This window comes from Paenibacillus graminis (assembly GCF_000758705.1).
GTDB lineage: Bacteria > Bacillota > Bacilli > Paenibacillales > Paenibacillaceae > Paenibacillus_AQ > Paenibacillus_AQ graminis.
In genome coordinates this window covers 1,315,525-1,333,392 of the sequence record NZ_CP009287.1, presented here as the reverse complement: position 1 = coordinate 1,333,392, position 17,868 = coordinate 1,315,525, and the positions used below count along the sequence as shown (strand labels likewise).

Here is a 17,868-nt window from a genome sequence, read left to right as displayed (position 1 = left end):
ACAATTTTTATGATACTCAACTTGAAGGCGGATTTCAAGTCCTTTTCCGTAAAATCGGCAAGCTTTTTCGGAAAAATTTGGTCATACGGGTTTGTCCGGCCCACACTCTCTTACATTCTATCCACTGAAGGGCAGATTATGCCCTTCCGGTTCACGTTCCCAATTTCCTTACCGGGACTCCTCTTTCCTGACATAACGGGCCTCCAGTTCACGGTCCATGGCAAGCTGTTTGCGGTAAACGAAGGATGACAGAAACACACTGAATTCGTAGAGAATCAGCAGTGGAATGGTGACGAGAAAATCCGAGATGAAATCCGGCGGCGTGATGACCACGGCGATAAAGACAAGCGCGAAATAAGCGTACCGGCGCATCTTGCGCAAGCGCAGCGGATTAAGAATTCTCAGCTTCGTCAGAAACATGACGACAAGCGGAAGCTCAAACAGCAGCGCCAGCGGAATGACCAGACTGAACATGAAGCTGAAGTACTGCGCAATGCCATAAGTTTCTTCCAGCCCCATGCTGCGGGTGATTGTAATCGTGAACGACAGCGCCATGGGGAATACAATATAATAGGCAAAAGCGATGCCGAGTATAAAGAGGACAAACACATAAGGCACGTAACGCAGAGCGGCGCTCCGCTCCACTGGCCGGAGTCCGGGACTGATGAATGCCCACAGCTGATAGACAACAAACGGGACAGATACAGCCAGCGAAACAGCCATGGCGATTTTTACATACATCCCGATGCCGTCCCAGAAGGAGAAAGCATGCAGCACGAAGCCCTGGGCCATATCGGCGTGAATCAGATAGAGATAGATTGGTTTGGCAACGAATAAGCCGGCAACGAGCCCGGCAACGAATACAACCAGCACATAAATAATCCGTCTGCGCAGTTCAGTAAGATGATCCACCACTGACATTTCTTCCGCTTCCAGAGACATGACTGACACCACCCGATGACTTATGTATATAAAGCCGTATTCAAGCAGAAACGGCTTCGCCGTCCTTTTAAGGGACGGTACCGTTTCAGTGAGAAAAAGAAGGATCATTTATTGCGTGAAGCATATAGATTCTTATATTTTCAAAAAAGGGGCGCCGCCCAGCCTGAAACAGCACTGAGAGAAACGCCCCCGCGTGAAAAGATGATATTATTCCGGCAGACGTCTGTCCTGCGGAAGATCCGCTGCCATAGTCTGCGGGGCTGCCGCTGCCGGAGCTTCGCTTTTTTTAGCGGGTTCCGGGTCATTGATAATCTCCCGCGCCCCGTCCTTAAATTCACGGAATGTACGCCCGACTGCACGGCCCAGTTCAGGAAGCTTATTGGGACCAAAGAGCAGCAGCGCCAGGATGACCAACAAAATTATTCCGGGAGCACCAATACCGCTTAGCATATATTATTCCTCCTTGTCACTCTGTCCGTCCATGATATCGTTAACAATAAATTAATAATACCATAACTTATGTCACACATCCATCAGAGATCCAAGACGATTCCTGGTGACTTTACTGAAACAGAAGAAATTATTGCCGATATTGGCCAGTTACCATGAGCAGAGCTTCCGGCAGTTGATCCATGATTGCCGCCAGATTCTCATGCACACCCTTGGGTGTGCCGGGCAAGTTCACGATCAGTGTTCTTCCGCGGATGCCGCAAATGCCCCGAAATAGCATAACCGCACGGTTCTTCTGCATTACAGTACTCCGCATGGCCTCGGAGAGCCCGGGCACCTCCCGCTCAATGACACGACGGGTCGCCTCAGGCGTAACATCACGAATTGCCAAATCCGTGCCGCCCGTAGTCAGCACCAGATCCGCCTGGAAATAATCCGTCAATTCAATCAGTGCGGCAATAATCTCATCCTGTTCATCCGGCACGATCCGATATTCAACGATCTCGCCGCCTAGCTCCTCTTCCACCAGTTCCCGAATAACCTGGGCGCTCGTGTCTTCCCGTTCGCCTCTGGCCCCTTTATCGCTGGCCGTCAGGATTGCTGTTTTCCACGCCATAGGTTGTCCCTCCTTCTCGCTATGCTATGTATAGACAGCTGTCTTCACAGCCTTTACTCAGCGCTTCCACCCGCATCTTGGTGCCCTGATTCCTCCAGCGCGTAATCCCCGGTCTTGCCTCCACTCTTCTGTACGAGCAGCGTAGGCCCGATAATCATATCCTTCTGCAGCGCCTTGCACATGTCGTATACCGTCAGCGCGGCTGCCGATACGGCGGTCAGCGCCTCCATCTCCACCCCGGTTTTGCCGGTTGTCTTGACGGTTGCTTCTATATATAGCCGATCTTCGCTGTTATCCCAAAAACGGATATCAATGCCGGTAAGCGGCAGCGGATGGCACATGGGAATCCAATCCGCGGTTTTTTTGGCCGCCATAATTCCGGCAACCTGGGCAACAGCAAGCACATCGCCTTTGCCGATCCGGCCCGCCTTGATCGCTGCCAGCGTTCCGGGAGCCATCTGCACACTGCTGCGCGCGGCAGCTGTCCGCTTGGTGATCTCCTTGTCGCTCACATCCACCATGCGCGCCCTGCCCTGCTCATTGAAATGGCTTAATTCCATGGTTTGTTCTCCTCCCGGCAATGAAAGATGCCCTCTTCCGTAATCAGCATGTCCATATAAGCATCATGCCCATCCATTGGCACTTCAGGCACCAGTTGTTGGCTGAAAGCCAGCCCGATCCAGACCGGAGGCTTCAGAGCAAATCCGGAATCCTGCTTCCAGGACGCCTGCATCCGGTCATAGTAGCCCTTTCCGTAGCCAAGACGCCCGCCCTGCCGGTCAAAAGCCAGCCCCGGAACAAAAACCACATCCGGAACCGGGAGCACTTTCCGCTCCTGCCCGTTCTCTTCAGGGATTAAGGGCTCCAGGATGCCATAAGCTCCGGGTGTGAGCTCCTCCCAGGAGCCAACCGTATGAAGGCTCATGGTTCCCGCTTCCGCAATAACACGGGGGAGCAGCACCCCCCGTCCAAGCACCCAGGCCCCGGCAATCAGCGGGCGGCAGTCCAGCTCTGAACGGAAAGGCACATAGGCGAGCAGTGAAGCGGCCTTCTCCTTCTGGAGCCACTCCAGTGCATGGCTGCAGACCTGTGAGGACAGGGATGCCCGGACATCTGCAGCAAGCCCGTCGCGGACAGCTGTTCTCTCTGCGCGCAGCTCCCGCTTAAGCGCCGCCAGCGGCGCACGGTTGCCTGTCATGGACAGCCGCCTCCCCTTCCGTTATATCCTAGCTTATCATAGTTTGTAAACTCAGTTTACCACTCTTCTCACATGTTCGCCAAGGTTGAACGAAATACGCTGTTACAGGAACCCCCGCCAGTATTGTAACCGCCCCGGCTATGCAGCAGGCTCTGGCGTAGGATTCTTTCGTTAGACACATCACAGCACACATCACAGCATGGTAATACAAGCCGCTCCCCTCGCGCGGCAAACGCTTTTCATGTAAACTATAGAATAAGGTTTTTGGTACAGCCGGGGCGGTAGACGCCGTGGTGAAATATGTAAGGGCGGAGGTTTCATCAGTATGCTTCTTCAAGCAACAGGAATTACCAAATCATATGGAATACAAAGCGTGCTGGACGGCATCAGCCTGCAGGTGAACGAGAAGGAACGGGTAGGCCTGGTCGGTGTCAACGGAGCCGGGAAGTCGACCTTCCTGCAGATTCTCGCAGGCGAGATGTCCTTTGACAGCGGGCAAATTCATAAATCCAAGGAAACGACGATCGGTTACCTGGCCCAGAACAGCGGACTGCAGTCTGATAAGACCATTCAAGAGGAAATGCTGGCCGTATTCAGCCCGCTGATCGAAGCGGAAGCAGAGCTGCGGCAGTTGGAGGCAGACATTGCCGATCCCAGCCTGGCGGATGATCCGAAGCGTTATGAGGATCTGCTGGAACGCTACGCCAGACGTTCGGATTGGTTCAAGGATCATGGCGGCTATGAGATGAATACACGGATACGCAGCGTTCTGCACGGTATGGGCTTCGGTGAGTTTCCGCCGGAGACGCCGATTGCCACGCTGAGCGGCGGCCAGAAAACCCGCCTGGCTCTAGCCCGTATTCTGCTGCAGGCCCCGGATCTGCTGATGCTGGATGAGCCGACCAACCACTTGGACATCGAAACACTGACCTGGCTGGAGGATTATCTGCGCAGCTATGCCGGAGGCATTCTGGTTGTCTCCCATGACCGTTATTTCCTCGACCGTCTGGTGACTACAATCGTTGAAATCGAACGCCATCAGTCCCGTAAGTACACAGGCAACTACAGCCGTTATGTGGATCTGAAGGCCGCAGAATATGAGATCCGCCTGAAGCAGTATGAGAAGCAGCAGGACGAGATTTCGCGGATGGAGGATTTCGTGCAGCGCAATATCGTGCGTGCCTCTACCACCAAACGGGCACAGAGCCGGCGCAAGGCGCTGGACAAGATGGAACGTATCGACAAGCCGCTGGGTGATTTGAAAAAAGCCAGCTTCTCCTTCGAGCCGGACTTCATGTCCGGCAAAGAGGTCCTGCAGGTGCGGGATGTCACGGTAGCTTTCAGCGAAAAAGCGGAGCCGCTCTTCCGGAACGCCTCTTTTGAACTGCGGCGGGGTGAGACGGCAGCCCTGATTGGCCCGAACGGAATCGGCAAGTCCACGCTGCTGCAGTGTCTGACGGGTACGCGGGAGCCTTCCACAGGCACCGTGAACTGGGGAACCAAAGTGAAGATCGCCTACTACGATCAGGAACAGACCCGGCTTAATCCGCGCAATACGGTGCTGGAGGAGCTGTGGAGCGAATATCCGATGCTGGAGGAAGCGCGGATCCGGACGATCCTGGGCAACTTCCTGTTCAGCGGGGAGGATGTCCTGAAGAAGGTTGCTGCGCTCAGCGGCGGTGAGAAAGCCCGGGTCGCGCTGTCCAAGCTCATGCTTCGGGGCGCCAACATGCTCATTCTCGATGAGCCAACCAACCACCTGGATCTCATGAGCCGCGAGGTGCTGGAATCAGCGCTGATTGATTTTGAAGGCACCCTGCTCTTCATTTCCCATGACCGTTATTTCCTGAACAAAATGGCTGAACGAGTACTGGAGCTTCATCCGGGCGGGATTGATCAATACCTGGGCAATTATGATGATTATATCGAAAAAAAGCAGGAGCTTGAAGCGATTGCCCTGGAGGAAGCTGAACTCGCCTCTGCCAAAGCCTCCAAAAATGCCGAAGCTGAAGTACCGGCGGCAGAAAAAGGCACGGCCCTCTCCTATGAAGCCGAGAAGCAGGCCAAACGGGAGGAGCGCAACCGCCAGCGGCGGATCTCCGAAATCGAAGAGAATATCGCAGCGCTGGAGGATGACATCGCCCGAATTGAGAATGAAATGACTAGGCCCGAGGTTTTTCAGGATTATGTGGCACTTCAAGAGCATGAAAGTGACTTGAAGCTCAAAAAAGAACAGCTTGGAAATTTATTTAGCGAATGGGAAAACCTTGCTGACGAATAATGTAAATCCGTTAAATAATTATTTTTTAAGAATTCCCCGTTTGTTCATAAATAGTTATCCACAGCCCCATCCACAGTTTTAGTGTATAACTCACAGCATAAAAAGGCCCATGTGGCCTTTTTTTACGCGTAAAATCGCCTTTTTCCTTGTCAAGGACTTTTTATCCACCGAACTATCCACATTATCCACAATTCTCACAAGAAAACGGCTCTTAGTAAACAGCCATTTCCGGGATTTAAAAAAATGCCGTTATTGCTGATTTTACACGATTTTTACACAACTCGGGCAGAATATGTGGATAACGTTGTCCACAGCTTGACAAAAGATGCTTCTGCTCTTTTATTCTTCGTTTTTCCACAAAATAAGACCTGTTTCCCCACACTATGCGTGGTAAAAACAGGTCTGTGGATATTTTGGGACGGCCTTGCAAATTTACGATATTGCAGCTTGACGATGGTTGAAGCGCTTCGTGCTATACAGCCGGCAATGGCTGTGATGCCGAAGAGGCTGAGAGCAGAGCTGAATTGCAGGCGGCGATAAAAGCAATCCCCGCGGCCATTACAATGTCCTGGTGGATGGCCGTCCCTCTGAATTTATTGCCCTCCCACTCCACCATGACTGCGGCCTCTGCCTGCGCGTTCTCTCCGCTTCCCAGTGAGTGCAGCTCCAGTCCGGCAAAATCAATCTCCTCCGCAATCCCTTGCCCGATTGCCGCAATAATCGCTTCCAGCGGACCGTCGCCGGTGCTGGTATGCGAGGTTTCTTCGCCGCTTCTTAAATGGCGGACCGTAACGGCGGCCACCCGGCGCTGCGCGCTGCCGGCCAGTACCTGGACCTCGCCCAGCTCATAGACCTGGGCTTCCTGACCGGTAGTGGTGCTTACCATCCGCAGCAGCTCATCGTCACTGACTGCCTTCTGGCGGTCAGCCGTCTCCTTGAAGGATTCATACAATGCGTCCAGCTCCCCGGAACTGAGCGCAATGCCATACTTCGCCGCCCGGTCCTTCAGTGCATGCCGGCCGGAATGCTTGCCCAGAATAATCATGCTGCGCGGGATGCCCAGCCGCTCCGGGTCCATAATTTCATAGGTGCTGCGGTCCTTCAGCAACCCGTCCTGGTGAATTCCCGATTCATGCTGGAAGGCGTTTCTGCCGACAACCGGCTTGTTGTAGGCAATGGGAAAATGCATGGCCCCGCTGATGATCCGCGAAGTGTCATACAGCTTATCCAGCACAATTCCGGTTTCCGCACCAAGCACATCCCCCCGCGTCTCCAGCGCCATGACCAGCTCTTCCAGCGCACAGTTTCCGGTGCGCTCACCTACGCCGTTAACGGTCACCTCGATCTGGGTAGCCCCTCCTTCAATCGCGGCCAGGCTGTTGGCCACGGCCAGCCCCAGGTCGTTGTGGCAGTGAGCGCTATAGCTCACGGTATCACCGCCTCTGGCTCCCAGCCGGACCCGGCGGAACATCTCGCCATATTCCTGCGGCAGCGCGTAGCCTACCGTATCGGGCAAGTTAATAATCGTCGCACCTTCCTCAATGACGGCCTCCACCATTTCAATCAGATCATCGATGCCCGTCCGTGCGGCATCCATGGCGGTGAACTCCACCACCTCGCAGAATTGGCGGGCATACGCCATCATCTCCCGGGCGGCGGCTACAACCTCGGCCCGGCTCATGCGCAGCTGATGGCGCAGGTGAATATCCGAGGAGGAGATGAACAGATGAAGCCGCCGCCGCTCCGCATCCCGGGTCGCCCGCACCGCAGCATCAATATCCCCTCTGACCGCACGGGCAAAGCCGCAGATTTCCACACCCTGCACCTTCCGGGAGATCGTCTCCACGGCGGCAAAATCCCCGGGGCTGGATACCGGGAACCCCGGCTCCAGCACATCCACGCCCAGCTCAGCCAGCTTATAGGCCAGTATGATTTTTTGTTCCGGAGTGAGACTTGCTCCGGGAGCCTGCTCACCGTCACGCAGCGTCGTATCGAAAATCTGAATTCGTTTCTTTACCGGAATAATCATGGGAATCCCTCCTAAAAGTTTTGTGGGCATTGCTTCTCAGACCCGGAAGCATAAGCCGAAATATGGTGTACTTAAGCTGCAATCTTCCTATGTCCTGGCCTTATTTCCACTTTGTACAAGAACCGCACGTCGACTTGCGGCTCTGCCCATTCCCACCCGCTGCTGCCGGCAGCAAGTTGAGAGCCGGCTATCCGCCTAGCTTGGCAGACAGCCTTCACTCTCCAACCTTCTCCAGAATGATGCGGCCTGATCCGGTCATCACCTGAACAACACAAAAACCCGCCATCTCTATTAAAGAGACGGCGGGTTCCCCCTCCGCGGTACCACTCTTTTTGACGCACAGCCTTCTATACCAGCAAAGCTTCAAGCTGCGTCCTGCTCTTCCCCACGGAATACCGGCCAGGCGCTAATGCCCGGCAGCACTCCATGAAGGTCCGGTAACGGGGACATCCGTAGCGGCATACATCCTGCTGCTTCCGCCGCTCCGCTCCCGGGCGAGATTCAATGCCTCCGGTGACTGCGTCGCACCACCCCGCAGCTCTCTGCTCACCTTGTTCATCTACTGCTCCCGTTCATCACGTGTACGCTATAACATCCGTTAACTTCTTCAATGACCTTGTCAATTCACGCAAAAAAGCCTGCCGCCTCATTCAAGAGACGACAGGCTGTTCACCTTCGCGGTACCACTCTTGTTGATATCCGGTTCAGCCAGCGCTTTAGCCGTTCCTGAATATCCACTCTACAGCCTTGCAAGGAAACCGGAAGCAACCGCTTATTCCGTCACTCTGCAGGCTACCCTCTTACGGAGGCGAACCGTAACGGTGTACGAAAGGTCCGGGCTGCTTACGCCCCGGTTGACGTTCCTGAAGGAACCTCCTGCTTCCACCGTTCCGCTCCCGGACGAGTTCAGGCCTCCTTCGGCTGCGTCGCACCTACCCGCAGTTCTCTTATCCCGGAGATTCCTTACTGCTTCCATTCATCGCGTTTGTTCAAATTATAGATAATGATTGAACTGATTATACCTGCCGTCCCCAACAGATGTCAATAGGCTTCCACTGACCAATTTTCCAGCGAGAACCCCGGATCAGCGACCATATCCAGCGGTGTGCTGCCGTCATGGCGCCATTTCACGTAAGCGGCCGCACCGATCATAGCCGCATTGTCGGTGCAGAATACCGGAGGCGGGATAATCAGCTCAATCCCCTCCGCCTTGCAGCGGGCGGTCAGCGCCCCGCGCAGGCCCTTGTTGGCGGCTACGCCTCCGCTGAGCAGAAGCTGCTTGGCTTGGTTAGCTTTTACAGCACGAACCGCCTTCTCCACCAGCACCTCGACAACCGACTCCTGGAAGCCGCGGGCAATCCCGGCCACATCCGGCGCAAGGCCTTTCATCCTGCTCTGGTTGACCACATTCAGCACGGCTGACTTCAGGCCGCTGAAGCTGAAATCGTAGGAATCCGGCTCCAGCCAGACGCGGGGAAGCGGCACCGCTTCCTCCGCTTCGCGGGCCAGCCGGTCCACATGGGGGCCGCCCGGATAAGGGAACCCGAGTGCCCGCGCTACCTTGTCATAGGCTTCGCCCACAGCGTCATCGCGGGTCCGGCCGATAATCCGGAACCTGCCCTCCCGTTCCATGCTGACCAGTTCCGTATGCCCGCCGGATACCACCAGCGTCATGTTGGGATACTGCAGCTCCTTAACCAGCCGGTTGGCATAAATATGACCGGCAATATGATGTGTGCCAATCAGGGGCTTGCCCCAGGCAAGCGCAAGGCTTTTGGCAGCTACAACACCTACCAGCAGTGCTCCGACAAGTCCGGGTCCCTGGGTAACCGCAACTGCCGTCAGCTGTTCGGGCTGAACGCCTGCCGCTGCCAGCGCTTGCTCTATCACCAGTGTAATCACCTCTACATGCTTGCGGGATGCCACCTCAGGCACGACACCGCCGAACGCGCGATGGGTTTCGATCTGGCTGGAGATCATGTTCGAAAGCACCTCACAGCCGTCCTTGACCACCGCTACAGAAGTTTCATCGCAGCTGGTTTCAATAGCCAATATAAGTACAGGCTGAACTTCACCCGTTTCTGTCTTCATTTCAGGTCCACGCTTCCTTCCATCATGCCTTGCTCCCCGTATTCCGGCAGATCCGCCCACATAATCAGCGCATCCTCGCGATTATCTGAATAATAGCCTTTGCGGGTGCCTGCCGGTCGGAAGCCTTTTTTGCGGTACAAATTCTGGGCGACCTCGTTCGAGACCCGGACCTCCAGTGTGATAGACTTCATGCCCAAAAAGGCGGCCGTCTTCATTAGCTCGTCCAGCAGTCTCTCGCCCCATTTGCGTCCCCGGTACGCCTCAAGCAACGCGATATTCGTGACATGCGCTTCGTCCACAATGGCCCACATTCCCGCATAGCCAATAATGTGCCCGTGCAGCTCCATGACCATATATTTGGCAAAATGATTATGGGTCAGCTCGTTGCGGAAGGCCTCCTCCGTCCAAGGCATTGTGAAAGCTTCCCGCTCAATAATCAGAATATGAGGAATATCTACAAGCTTCATCAGGCGAAAGACCAGCTCTGTGCTCTGATCTCTTACCGGGTCCGATTCCATCATTATTGATTCAGGCTCCCTTCACTGCTCCGGCGCAGATTGGCTTCCGCTTCGGAAAGCTGAGTATAATTCGGGATTAGACTGTGCAGATCATCGCTTCCCGCTTGCAGGCGCTCTTCCCCTAAATACCCTGCCCAGCGGCCTTCCAGCTCATAGGGCACAGCGTGTACATTCCCCGCTTCCCGCAGCAGACCGGTTGATTCCCCGCTGCCAAGCAGCAGGGTCTCGCCGACGAACCAGATGGCACGCGGCTTCCTGCCTTCTGCCTCCGCCTGCTTCAGTCTATCCGCCAGGAGCAGTACCCAGTCGGCCATAAGCCGGATAGCATCCGGCTCCAGCCTCCGGGGCGCATGCTCCCCATCCGAAGCGAACAGTGCGGTGTAGGCCTGCCCCCGGCGCGCATCCAGCAGCGGAATAATCCAGTCGGGGCCAGTCCCGGCTGGTTCTTGTACCGCCGGTTCCCCCGCGCTTGGTGCTTCCTCCTGCTGCTTCAGAGCAGCGGCCAAACCGCCCCAGGCCAGCGCCTGCAGGGTGGAGATGCCGGCTACCGGCACCTTCCAGGCCCACGCCAGTGTCTTGGCAGCAGTTACAGCAATACGCGTTCCGGTATACGATCCCGGTCCCAGCCCAACAGCAACTCCGCCGATCATGGCGGAGGTTGTGCCGGTAGCCTGCAGCGCCTGCTCAATAATCGGCAGCAGGTGCACGGAATGGTTCCGCTCCCCTGAGGCATTCGTTTCATGCAGCAGCCTGCCATTCTCCGTAATCGCTACCCCAAGGATAGCTGTGGAAGTATCCAGCGCCAAAAACCGCTTGCGCGGCTCCTCATTTTGCTTCTTCATCTTTCATTACCCCACTTCTGGTTCAGAGCCCGGCACACCTCGCCGTAAGGCTCCCCGCTTCCGGTCACTGTAATCAGCCGTTGCTCCGGCCCGCATGTTTCCATAGCAATATGGAGATGCCGCGGCGGCATCAAATCTGCAATAATACGGCTCCACTCCACCAGGCAGATGCCCTGCCCATAGAAATATTCATCCAGCCCCAGCTCGTCCGCTTCCTGGACCGAGATACGGTATACGTCCATATGATAGAGCGGCAGACGCCCTTCATACTCCTTGATAATTGTAAATGTCGGGCTGCTAACGATCCCTTGCACACCCAAATGACGGGCGAAGCTCTGTGAGAACGCTGTTTTCCCAGCGCCCAGATCTCCGTCCAGTCCGATAACCATGCCCGGTTCTGCAGAGGCGGCCAGTTCAGCCGCTAGCTGCTCTGTATCATCCAGGCTATATGAACGGTAAATAAACACCGTTTCAGCGATGTTGTTCAAGCTGCAACTACCACCTTTTAATTTCAATCCACGCCCCTGCACCAGGAGCGATATGCGTAACCCAATAAATCGATATCACAATACGTTTCAATTATATCGGTATGATACTTCTACCGCAACAGCCGTTCTTTATTTGCTGCCCCCGGCAGACATCAAAAAACCGATTGAACGGGTTTTCTCCCTTCAATCGGCTTTTAGGTCCTGAATGGGTTCCAGTCTCAGCTCTCCTGTTCTTCCAGACGCTCCACACCTACCGTATGTGTATTCGTCGGACGTGACCCTACCTGCACCGTGGCCATCCCGTTTTCCGCATCCACATGTTCTATCCAGACAGGCTCTCCGTCCAGGTGCACAGAAATCATATCCTTAGAGGCATAAATCGCCTTTGCCCGTTGTACGTCCATTATTGGGTTCCTCCTAAAGTTTTAAATAGCAGAAGCGGCAGAATTAATCCTCAAGCGCAGGCGGTTCGCCAATCGTCGCTTCGGCGTCCAGCCGTTCAAAATCTTCGGGCAGCTCATCCACTTTCCCGGTATCTACAATGCTCTCCCAATCCACAGCTTCAGCGGGAATGTCCTGCTCTGATAATGCATCCATCCAGTCGTTCCGTTCCCGATCCATTCGCTTTCCTCCAATTTAAACGCAGATTTTCTTTAACGTCCGGGCTTATTTTTTCCCAGCCTGCGCAAAAAATGCATCAGGCTAGAAAAAGCTCTGTCATCCCATACTAAGCGGAAAGAACTTTGGATCAGGAGGCGATCACCATGCATACCGTTTGGAAAGGGGCCATCAGCTTCGGGCTTGTCCATGTTCCGGTCAAAATGTTCTCCGCTACCGAGGACAAAGACATCTCGCTGCGCTATATCCATAAGGAGTGCGGCAGCCCGCTGTCGTATGTGCGCAAATGTCCCGTCTGCGACAAGGAGGTGGCTTGGGAGGAAATCGGCAAGGGCTACGAATATGAAAAGGGAAAGTTTGTCCTTTTTGACAAAGAAGAGCTGGACCAGCTGACGGAGGAGAGCAGCAAGAGCATTACCATTTTGGATTTTGTGGACCTGACCGAGATCGACCCGATTTATTTCCAGAAAACCTATTACCTGTCCCCGGATCAGGCGGGAGCCAATGCGTATCGTCTGCTGATGGAGGCCATGCGCCAGACCGGAAAGATCGGAATTGCCAAAATTTCCATCCGCTCCAAAAGCAGCCTCGCCGCCATCCGCGTGCTGGCTGACTGCCTGGCAATTGAAACCATCTATTATCCCGATGAAGTTAGGCCTGTATCCCAGGTTCCAGGACTGCCGGAGCCCGGCATCGTAAACGACAAGGAGCTGGATATGGCCAAGCTGCTGATTTCACAGTTGTCGATGCCGTTTGAGCCGGGCAAATACACCGATGACTACCGCCAGCGCATGCTTGATCTGATTACTCACAAGATTGCCGGTGAAGAGTTCCATATTGCTCCCGCCCGCCAGGAGAGCAATGTAATTGACTTGATGGCTGCGCTTCAAGCCAGTATCGAAGCCGTGCAGCATATTCCTGCCGATCCCGGCCCATCTGCGGCTTCCGCCACAACCAAACCGAAAGCCGGAGCGGTGTCCAGGAAGAAAACAGTCGCGGCCAAACCCGATAAAACCGCTGACGGCGTTCCCGTCGTTGACGAGGCTACCGGACCGATTCCGGTCATTTCGCCCAAACCGAAACGGCGCACAGCCAAGAGTAAAGAATCGGGGGCTTAACTTATGAAGCTGCAGCCCGTTGTTCCCTTCGAGCCTGTGCTGGCATCACAGCTGCCGGAGGGCGATCAGTGGATTGCCCAGATTAAATGGGATGGCGTGCGCATGCTCTCGTACTGTGACGGGAATGACGCAGAACTGATTAACCGCCGCGGCAACCGGCGCACCCTGCAGTATCCCGAAATCGCCGACCCCAGAGCCTACTGCCGGGCCGGCTCGGTCATTTTGGACGGGGAAGTGATTGCACTCAGCGGCGGCAAACCCTCCTTCCATGAAGTGATGCGCCGGGACAGCCTGAAGAATGCCGCGGCGATCAAGTCCGTAAGTCCGCAGGTTCCTGTGCTGTATATGATATTTGACATCCTATACTGTAATGGCACATGGCTTCTGGACCAGCCGCTGTCCAGGCGCCAGCAAATGTTAGGCGAAATGCTGCTCCCTCATCCCCATGTTCAGAACGTGCCAAGCTACGCCCGTCCCTCCGAACTGTTCACCGCTGCGCAGAGCGGCGGGCTGGAAGGGATTGTGTGCAAGGATATCAACGGCACTTATGCACCGGGCGGCAAAGACAGCCGCTGGCAGAAGCGCAAGATCGTTTTTGATGTTAATGCTGTGGCCGGCGGTGTGACTTACCGCGATGGACTTGTAAATGCGCTGCTCTTCGGCCTCTTTGACAGCAAAGGCCAGCTGCATTATATCGGACATGCCGGAGCAGGGCGGATGACGGCACAGGATTGGCGGACTATAACAGCACAGGCGCAGCAGCTCAGAACCGGGGATATGCCTTTTACGGCAGTACCGCAGCGCAGCAAGGGGGCTGTCTGGATCAAACCCCAGCTCGTATTCAAGCTGCATTATCTGGAGTGGAACAGCTCTGGAACCCTGCGGCATCCGGTCATCCAGGCCCAATTGGATCATCCCCCTCTGTCGTGCCGGATAGAGCAGAAGGGCTGACAGCGGGATCACAAACTATGGAAAGGAGAAAACCGCATGCCAAAAACCATCAGGGGCTCCATTACCGTCGAAGGACAGGAAATTGCCATAACGAACCCGGAGAAATTGCTGTGGCCGGAGCAAGGCATTACCAAACGGATTTATCTGCAAAAGCTGGCCGCCCTCTCCCCCTATCTGCTGCGTTATTCCCGTGACCGGCTGTTGACCGTGATCCGCTATCCGCACGGTGTTCCTGGCATGTCCTTTTACCAGAAAAATGCGCCGGAGCCTTTGCCGGATTATGTACGTACGGCAACTCACGACAACATTACTTATATCGTCCTGCAAGGGCTGCCCGACCTGCTCTGGCTGGGGAATATGGCCGCCCTGGAGTTTCATCCCTCACTGCATTATGTCGGCAGCAGTTTGCCCTGCGAATGGATGATTGACCTGGACCCGTCCCTCGAAGTCGAGCCGCGGATTATGGAAGCGGCTGCTGTTGTAGGCGAGGTACTGCAGTCGCTCGGGATTGCCTCAGTCCCCAAAACCTCAGGAGCAACCGGGGTGCAAATTATCGTTCCTATCCGGCCTGGAGTCACTTTCGATGGCCTGCGCCGGATTGGGCACTTTGTCGGCCGGTATGTCACTGAGAAACGCCCGGATCTGTTCACGCTGGAGCGGCTGAAGAAGAACCGGGGCGACAATATTTATTTTGATTACCTTCAGCACTATGGCGGCAAAACGCTCGCTGCTCCGTACACGCCCCGTGCCCGGCCGCTGGCCACGGTCTCCACTCCTCTTTTATGGGAAGAGGTCCAGCACAATGTTTCGCCTGCGGATTTCCATCTGCTCAACATTGAGAACCGTCTGAGCATCATGGGTGATCTGATTGCGAAGGTGCCGCCGCAGCCGGTGGAAGCTCTTATCCCCAAGCTTCCTTAACCCGGAACAAGCAATAAGCCCGCAGATGCCTATCCAGGCTGCGGGCTTATCAGGTGTCCATTGTATGGACAGAAGGTATTATATATGAGAATACGGCGAAGCTAGATAAAGACGCCGAAATGGTCACTCTGATGTTCGTAAATATACCTTCCTTCGGTCAGTGCTCCCCATATTACGGGTGCTGCTAATGAATTGCTTTTTTCTTGAAACGGCCGCCTTTCACATCATGGATATTGCCGATTGCCACAAATGCATCGGAGTCCCAATCCTCAACGATGGTTTTAAGCTTCGCTTCTTCCAAACGGGTAATGACTACAAATATAACCTTCTTGTTATCTCCGGAGAAGCCGCCTTCCCCATCCAGATAAGTAACACCGCGTCCGAGACGCTCCGTCAGCGCTTCACCGATATCACGGAATTTATCGCTGATAATCCATACCGATTTCGATTGATCCAGACCCTCAAGCGTAACATCAATCACTTTAAAAGCAATATAGTACGCAATCAATGAGAACATCGCATTATTCCAGCCGAACACAAAGCCTGCACCGGAAAGAATGAAAAGGTTGAAGAACATGACTACCTCGCCTACGGAGAAGGGCAGCTTCTTCGATACTAAAATCGCGACAATTTCTGTTCCATCCAGCGATCCTCCGTACCTCACTACAAGCCCCACACCTACACCCAAAATAACGCCCCCAAAGACTGCGGCCAGCAGCGGTTCACCGGTCAGCGGAGCAACAGGATGCAGCAGCTGAGTGCCAATGGACATCAGTACTACAGCAAACAGGGTGGATAAGGCAAAGGTTTTACCAATCTGCTTATAGCCGATGACAAGGAACGGCAAGTTAAGCAGAGTCAATATAATCCCCAGAGGGATATGAAAAATATGGGATATCATAATGGAAATACCGGTAATGCCGCCGTCAATCAATTGATTGGGAACGAGGAAAATTTCCAGCGCCACAGACATCATTGCTGCTCCAAGCACCATCATTACGATCCGTTGGATCAGTTTGGCCCGCTTAAAGGCTTCTGATTTATGAGGCTTTTTCGGCTCCTCATTCGTGAATATTTTCTGGCTTACAGTCATAGAACTCCCCCTATAAAAAGTATATTTAAAGTCTTATACCTTTATTATATCATAAAAGAGGGCCATTTACGGATGGAACATGTTAGAACCTTCGAAAACACAAGTTTATCTCACCTAATCTGTCATAAAAGCGGCGATAACAGCTGACAAAGACTTTCTATGAGCTTGACATAAGCTCCTCTTCTTCGAAAGACTACCGGCTCAATAAACTCGCTGTGCTGCAAATCCTGTTCAAAACTGGCCGCCAGTCCGGCAATCACCCCGGGTCTAAGCAGGACTGCTGTCAACTCAAAATTGGAGTAAAAGCTGCGCATATCCAGATTGGCACTGCCCACTGTCCCCAGCAGATCATCGATAATCATCACCTTGGCATGCATAAACCCTTTCTGATAGCGGTAAAATTTCACTCCGGCGTCCTGCAGATTTTCCACGTACGACAGAGAAGCATTGTACACCAGCCTGTTGTCAGGTACCGCCGGAATGATAATTCGCACATCCACTCCGCTCAGCACAGCGTTCTTCAGCGCCCGGCAGATCGCAGGATCCGGAATAAAATAAGGGGAGGTAATCCATACCCGCTGCTTGGCCGCCACCATTGCTGCAAAAAACAGCTCCTGCGAGGCGTCCAGCGCCCCGTCCGGACCACTGGCAACCACCAGAACTGCCTCTTCTTCCGTACATTCATGCTTCGGAAAAAACCGGGGATGGTTCATCCCCTCACCCGCTGCCAGCCGCCAGTCTTTGAGAAAAACATACTGCAGACTGTAGACCGCATCCCCTTCCAGACGCAGATGGGTGTCCCGCCAATATCCCAGCTTCGGATCTTTCCCCAGATAATCATCCCCTATGTTCAAGCCTCCGGTGAACCCCACACGCCCGTCGACCACAATGATTTTCCGGTGATTACGGAAGTTGAACCGGCGGTCCAGCAGGGAGATCATCGGAGGCAGGAAGAAATGGACCTCCACTCCGGCATTTCTGAGCGTGTGAATGAATCTCCGGCCCAGCTTATGACTGCCGAGGCCATCACAGAGCAGACGCACCTTCACCCCCTGGCGCGATTTGCGGATCATAACGTCCTGAAACCGTTCTCCGATCTCATCATCGCGGAAAATATAGAATTCCATATGAATATTATCCCGCGCCGCTTCCATGGCAGCCAGCATTGACTCAAAGGCTTCCCGCCCGTCTAACAGCACCTGGCACTTATTCCGCCCGGTGGCCGGAATCTCGGACAGCCGGGAGAGCAGGTGCAGCAGTTCATTGTGGTCTGCAAAATGCGGATTTCCGCTATCTGCCGCATCTGCTACAAGCTTTATTTTACCGGTCAGATGAGCGCGGATTTCCCGGAACAACGAAATGCATCTTTTGTCCAGCTTGCGGCTCTGCCAGTAATCCCGGCCAAAAAAATAATAGAACAGCAGACCGAGCGGCGGACAGCAGAAGGCAATAAACAACCAGGCTAAGGCTCTTTGCGGGCGGCGGAATTCAAACAGAAGGATGACAGCAATCTGCAGGATAAAAAGACATAGAATTAACGCGAATATTTTCACTCCTTCACCCTCCCGAATATTTTTTATAGTAAGGCATCGCCCGTTGCATTCCGGCTTTCCCCCCGGAGAATTTATGCTTCCGCTCTTGAATTCCGGCCGATTCTAGTACAGCTTTTACCTGAAGTCTCCTTCTTTATTCAAGCAAACCTTTGTCATGTT

The 17,868-nt window shown here is 54.2% G+C and carries 18 protein-coding genes and 1 other annotated feature; of the genes, 4 read left to right on the top strand and 14 right to left on the bottom strand.

What is annotated here, in order from left to right; all coding sequences use genetic code 11:
* Window positions 1-168 precede the first annotated feature (168 nt).
* The 5 genes from tatC to PGRAT_RS05620 all read right to left on the bottom strand — a co-directional run bounded on the left by tatC (window position 169) and on the right by PGRAT_RS05620 (window position 3,206).
* Window positions 169-942, bottom strand: a complete 774-nt coding sequence (gene tatC, locus PGRAT_RS05640; protein WP_025707281.1) for a twin-arginine translocase subunit TatC — start codon at window positions 940-942, stop codon at window positions 169-171.
* 207 nt (window positions 943-1,149) lie between these two features.
* Window positions 1,150-1,392 carry a twin-arginine translocase TatA/TatE family subunit gene (tatA, locus tag PGRAT_RS05635; RefSeq protein ID WP_025707280.1) on the bottom strand — a complete coding sequence of 81 codons (243 nt, stop codon included), beginning with the start codon at window positions 1,390-1,392 and terminating at the stop codon, window positions 1,150-1,152.
* Between the two features lie 130 nt (window positions 1,393-1,522).
* A complete protein-coding gene (locus PGRAT_RS05630) occupies window positions 1,523-2,008 on the bottom strand; it encodes a MogA/MoaB family molybdenum cofactor biosynthesis protein (RefSeq protein WP_020429419.1) in 486 nt (161 codons plus the stop codon).
* 53 nt (window positions 2,009-2,061) lie between these two features.
* Window positions 2,062-2,568 carry a cyclic pyranopterin monophosphate synthase MoaC gene (gene moaC / locus PGRAT_RS05625; protein WP_042266177.1) on the bottom strand — a complete coding sequence of 169 codons (507 nt, stop codon included), beginning with the start codon at window positions 2,566-2,568 and terminating at the stop codon, window positions 2,062-2,064.
* A complete protein-coding gene (locus PGRAT_RS05620; RefSeq protein ID WP_025708908.1) occupies window positions 2,559-3,206 on the bottom strand; it encodes a 5-formyltetrahydrofolate cyclo-ligase in 648 nt (215 codons plus the stop codon). The genes moaC and PGRAT_RS05620 overlap by 10 nt, the downstream gene beginning before the upstream one ends.
* 325 nt (window positions 3,207-3,531) lie before the next feature.
* On the opposite strand from PGRAT_RS05620, the gene abc-f reads away from it, so the two are divergent.
* Window positions 3,532-5,487, top strand: a complete 1,956-nt coding sequence (gene abc-f, locus PGRAT_RS05615; protein ID WP_025708907.1) for a ribosomal protection-like ABC-F family protein — start codon at window positions 3,532-3,534, stop codon at window positions 5,485-5,487.
* A 472-nt stretch (window positions 5,488-5,959) separates the two neighbouring features.
* On the opposite strand, the gene PGRAT_RS05610 is transcribed toward abc-f, so the two are convergent.
* The 7 genes from PGRAT_RS05610 to PGRAT_RS33025 form a co-directional block, all read right to left on the bottom strand.
* Window positions 5,960-7,516, bottom strand: coding sequence for a 2-isopropylmalate synthase (locus tag PGRAT_RS05610; RefSeq protein ID WP_025708905.1), 1,557 nt, complete (start codon window positions 7,514-7,516; stop codon window positions 5,960-5,962).
* A gap of 292 nt (window positions 7,517-7,808) precedes the next feature.
* Window positions 7,809-8,101, bottom strand: a binding site (T-box leader).
* Between the two features lie 456 nt (window positions 8,102-8,557).
* Window positions 8,558-9,607: a tRNA (adenosine(37)-N6)-threonylcarbamoyltransferase complex transferase subunit TsaD gene (tsaD, locus tag PGRAT_RS05605; protein WP_025708903.1), complete on the bottom strand. Its 1,050-nt coding sequence runs from the start codon at window positions 9,605-9,607 to the stop codon at window positions 8,558-8,560.
* A complete protein-coding gene (gene rimI / locus PGRAT_RS05600; protein ID WP_154968413.1) occupies window positions 9,604-10,128 on the bottom strand; it encodes a ribosomal protein S18-alanine N-acetyltransferase in 525 nt (174 codons plus the stop codon). The genes tsaD and rimI overlap by 4 nt, the downstream gene beginning before the upstream one ends.
* Window positions 10,128-10,967, bottom strand: coding sequence for a tRNA (adenosine(37)-N6)-threonylcarbamoyltransferase complex dimerization subunit type 1 TsaB (gene tsaB, locus PGRAT_RS05595; RefSeq protein WP_025708899.1), 840 nt, complete (start codon window positions 10,965-10,967; stop codon window positions 10,128-10,130). The genes rimI and tsaB overlap by 1 nt, the downstream gene beginning before the upstream one ends.
* On the bottom strand, window positions 10,964-11,455 hold the full coding sequence (tsaE, locus tag PGRAT_RS05590; protein WP_042266174.1) for a tRNA (adenosine(37)-N6)-threonylcarbamoyltransferase complex ATPase subunit type 1 TsaE: 492 nt from the start codon (window positions 11,453-11,455) through the stop codon (window positions 10,964-10,966). The genes tsaB and tsaE overlap by 4 nt, the downstream gene beginning before the upstream one ends.
* Before the next feature lie 218 nt (window positions 11,456-11,673).
* On the bottom strand, window positions 11,674-11,859 hold the full coding sequence (locus tag PGRAT_RS05585) for an H-type small acid-soluble spore protein (RefSeq protein WP_020429434.1): 186 nt from the start codon (window positions 11,857-11,859) through the stop codon (window positions 11,674-11,676).
* Between the two features lie 43 nt (window positions 11,860-11,902).
* The gene (locus PGRAT_RS33025; protein ID WP_155990553.1) at window positions 11,903-12,076 is read right to left on the bottom strand and encodes a hypothetical protein; all 174 of its coding nucleotides are present in this window, start codon (window positions 12,074-12,076) and stop codon (window positions 11,903-11,905) included.
* A gap of 143 nt (window positions 12,077-12,219) precedes the next feature.
* Here PGRAT_RS33025 and ku point away from each other — a divergent pair, with 143 nt between their 5' ends.
* Genes ku through ligD form a run of 3 tightly spaced genes read left to right on the top strand, consistent with a single transcriptional unit; the run spans window position 12,220 to window position 15,063 of the window.
* Window positions 12,220-13,191 carry a non-homologous end joining protein Ku gene (gene ku / locus PGRAT_RS05580; RefSeq protein ID WP_042266173.1) on the top strand — a complete coding sequence of 324 codons (972 nt, stop codon included), beginning with the start codon at window positions 12,220-12,222 and terminating at the stop codon, window positions 13,189-13,191.
* A gap of 3 nt (window positions 13,192-13,194) precedes the next feature.
* On the top strand, window positions 13,195-14,142 hold the full coding sequence (locus PGRAT_RS05575) for an ATP-dependent DNA ligase (RefSeq protein WP_025708560.1): 948 nt from the start codon (window positions 13,195-13,197) through the stop codon (window positions 14,140-14,142).
* Window positions 14,143-14,178: 36 nt separating this feature from the next.
* A complete protein-coding gene (ligD, locus tag PGRAT_RS05570) occupies window positions 14,179-15,063 on the top strand; it encodes a non-homologous end-joining DNA ligase (RefSeq protein WP_042266172.1) in 885 nt (294 codons plus the stop codon).
* A gap of 184 nt (window positions 15,064-15,247) precedes the next feature.
* Here the strand turns inward: ligD and PGRAT_RS05565 are convergent, their stop codons facing one another.
* Both PGRAT_RS05565 and cls read right to left on the bottom strand, forming a co-directional pair.
* Window positions 15,248-16,156, bottom strand: coding sequence for a YitT family protein (locus PGRAT_RS05565; protein WP_025703726.1), 909 nt, complete (start codon window positions 16,154-16,156; stop codon window positions 15,248-15,250).
* 122 nt (window positions 16,157-16,278) lie between these two features.
* A complete protein-coding gene (gene cls, locus PGRAT_RS05560; RefSeq protein WP_025703725.1) occupies window positions 16,279-17,709 on the bottom strand; it encodes a cardiolipin synthase in 1,431 nt (476 codons plus the stop codon).
* Between the last annotated feature and the right edge of the window lie 159 nt (window positions 17,710-17,868).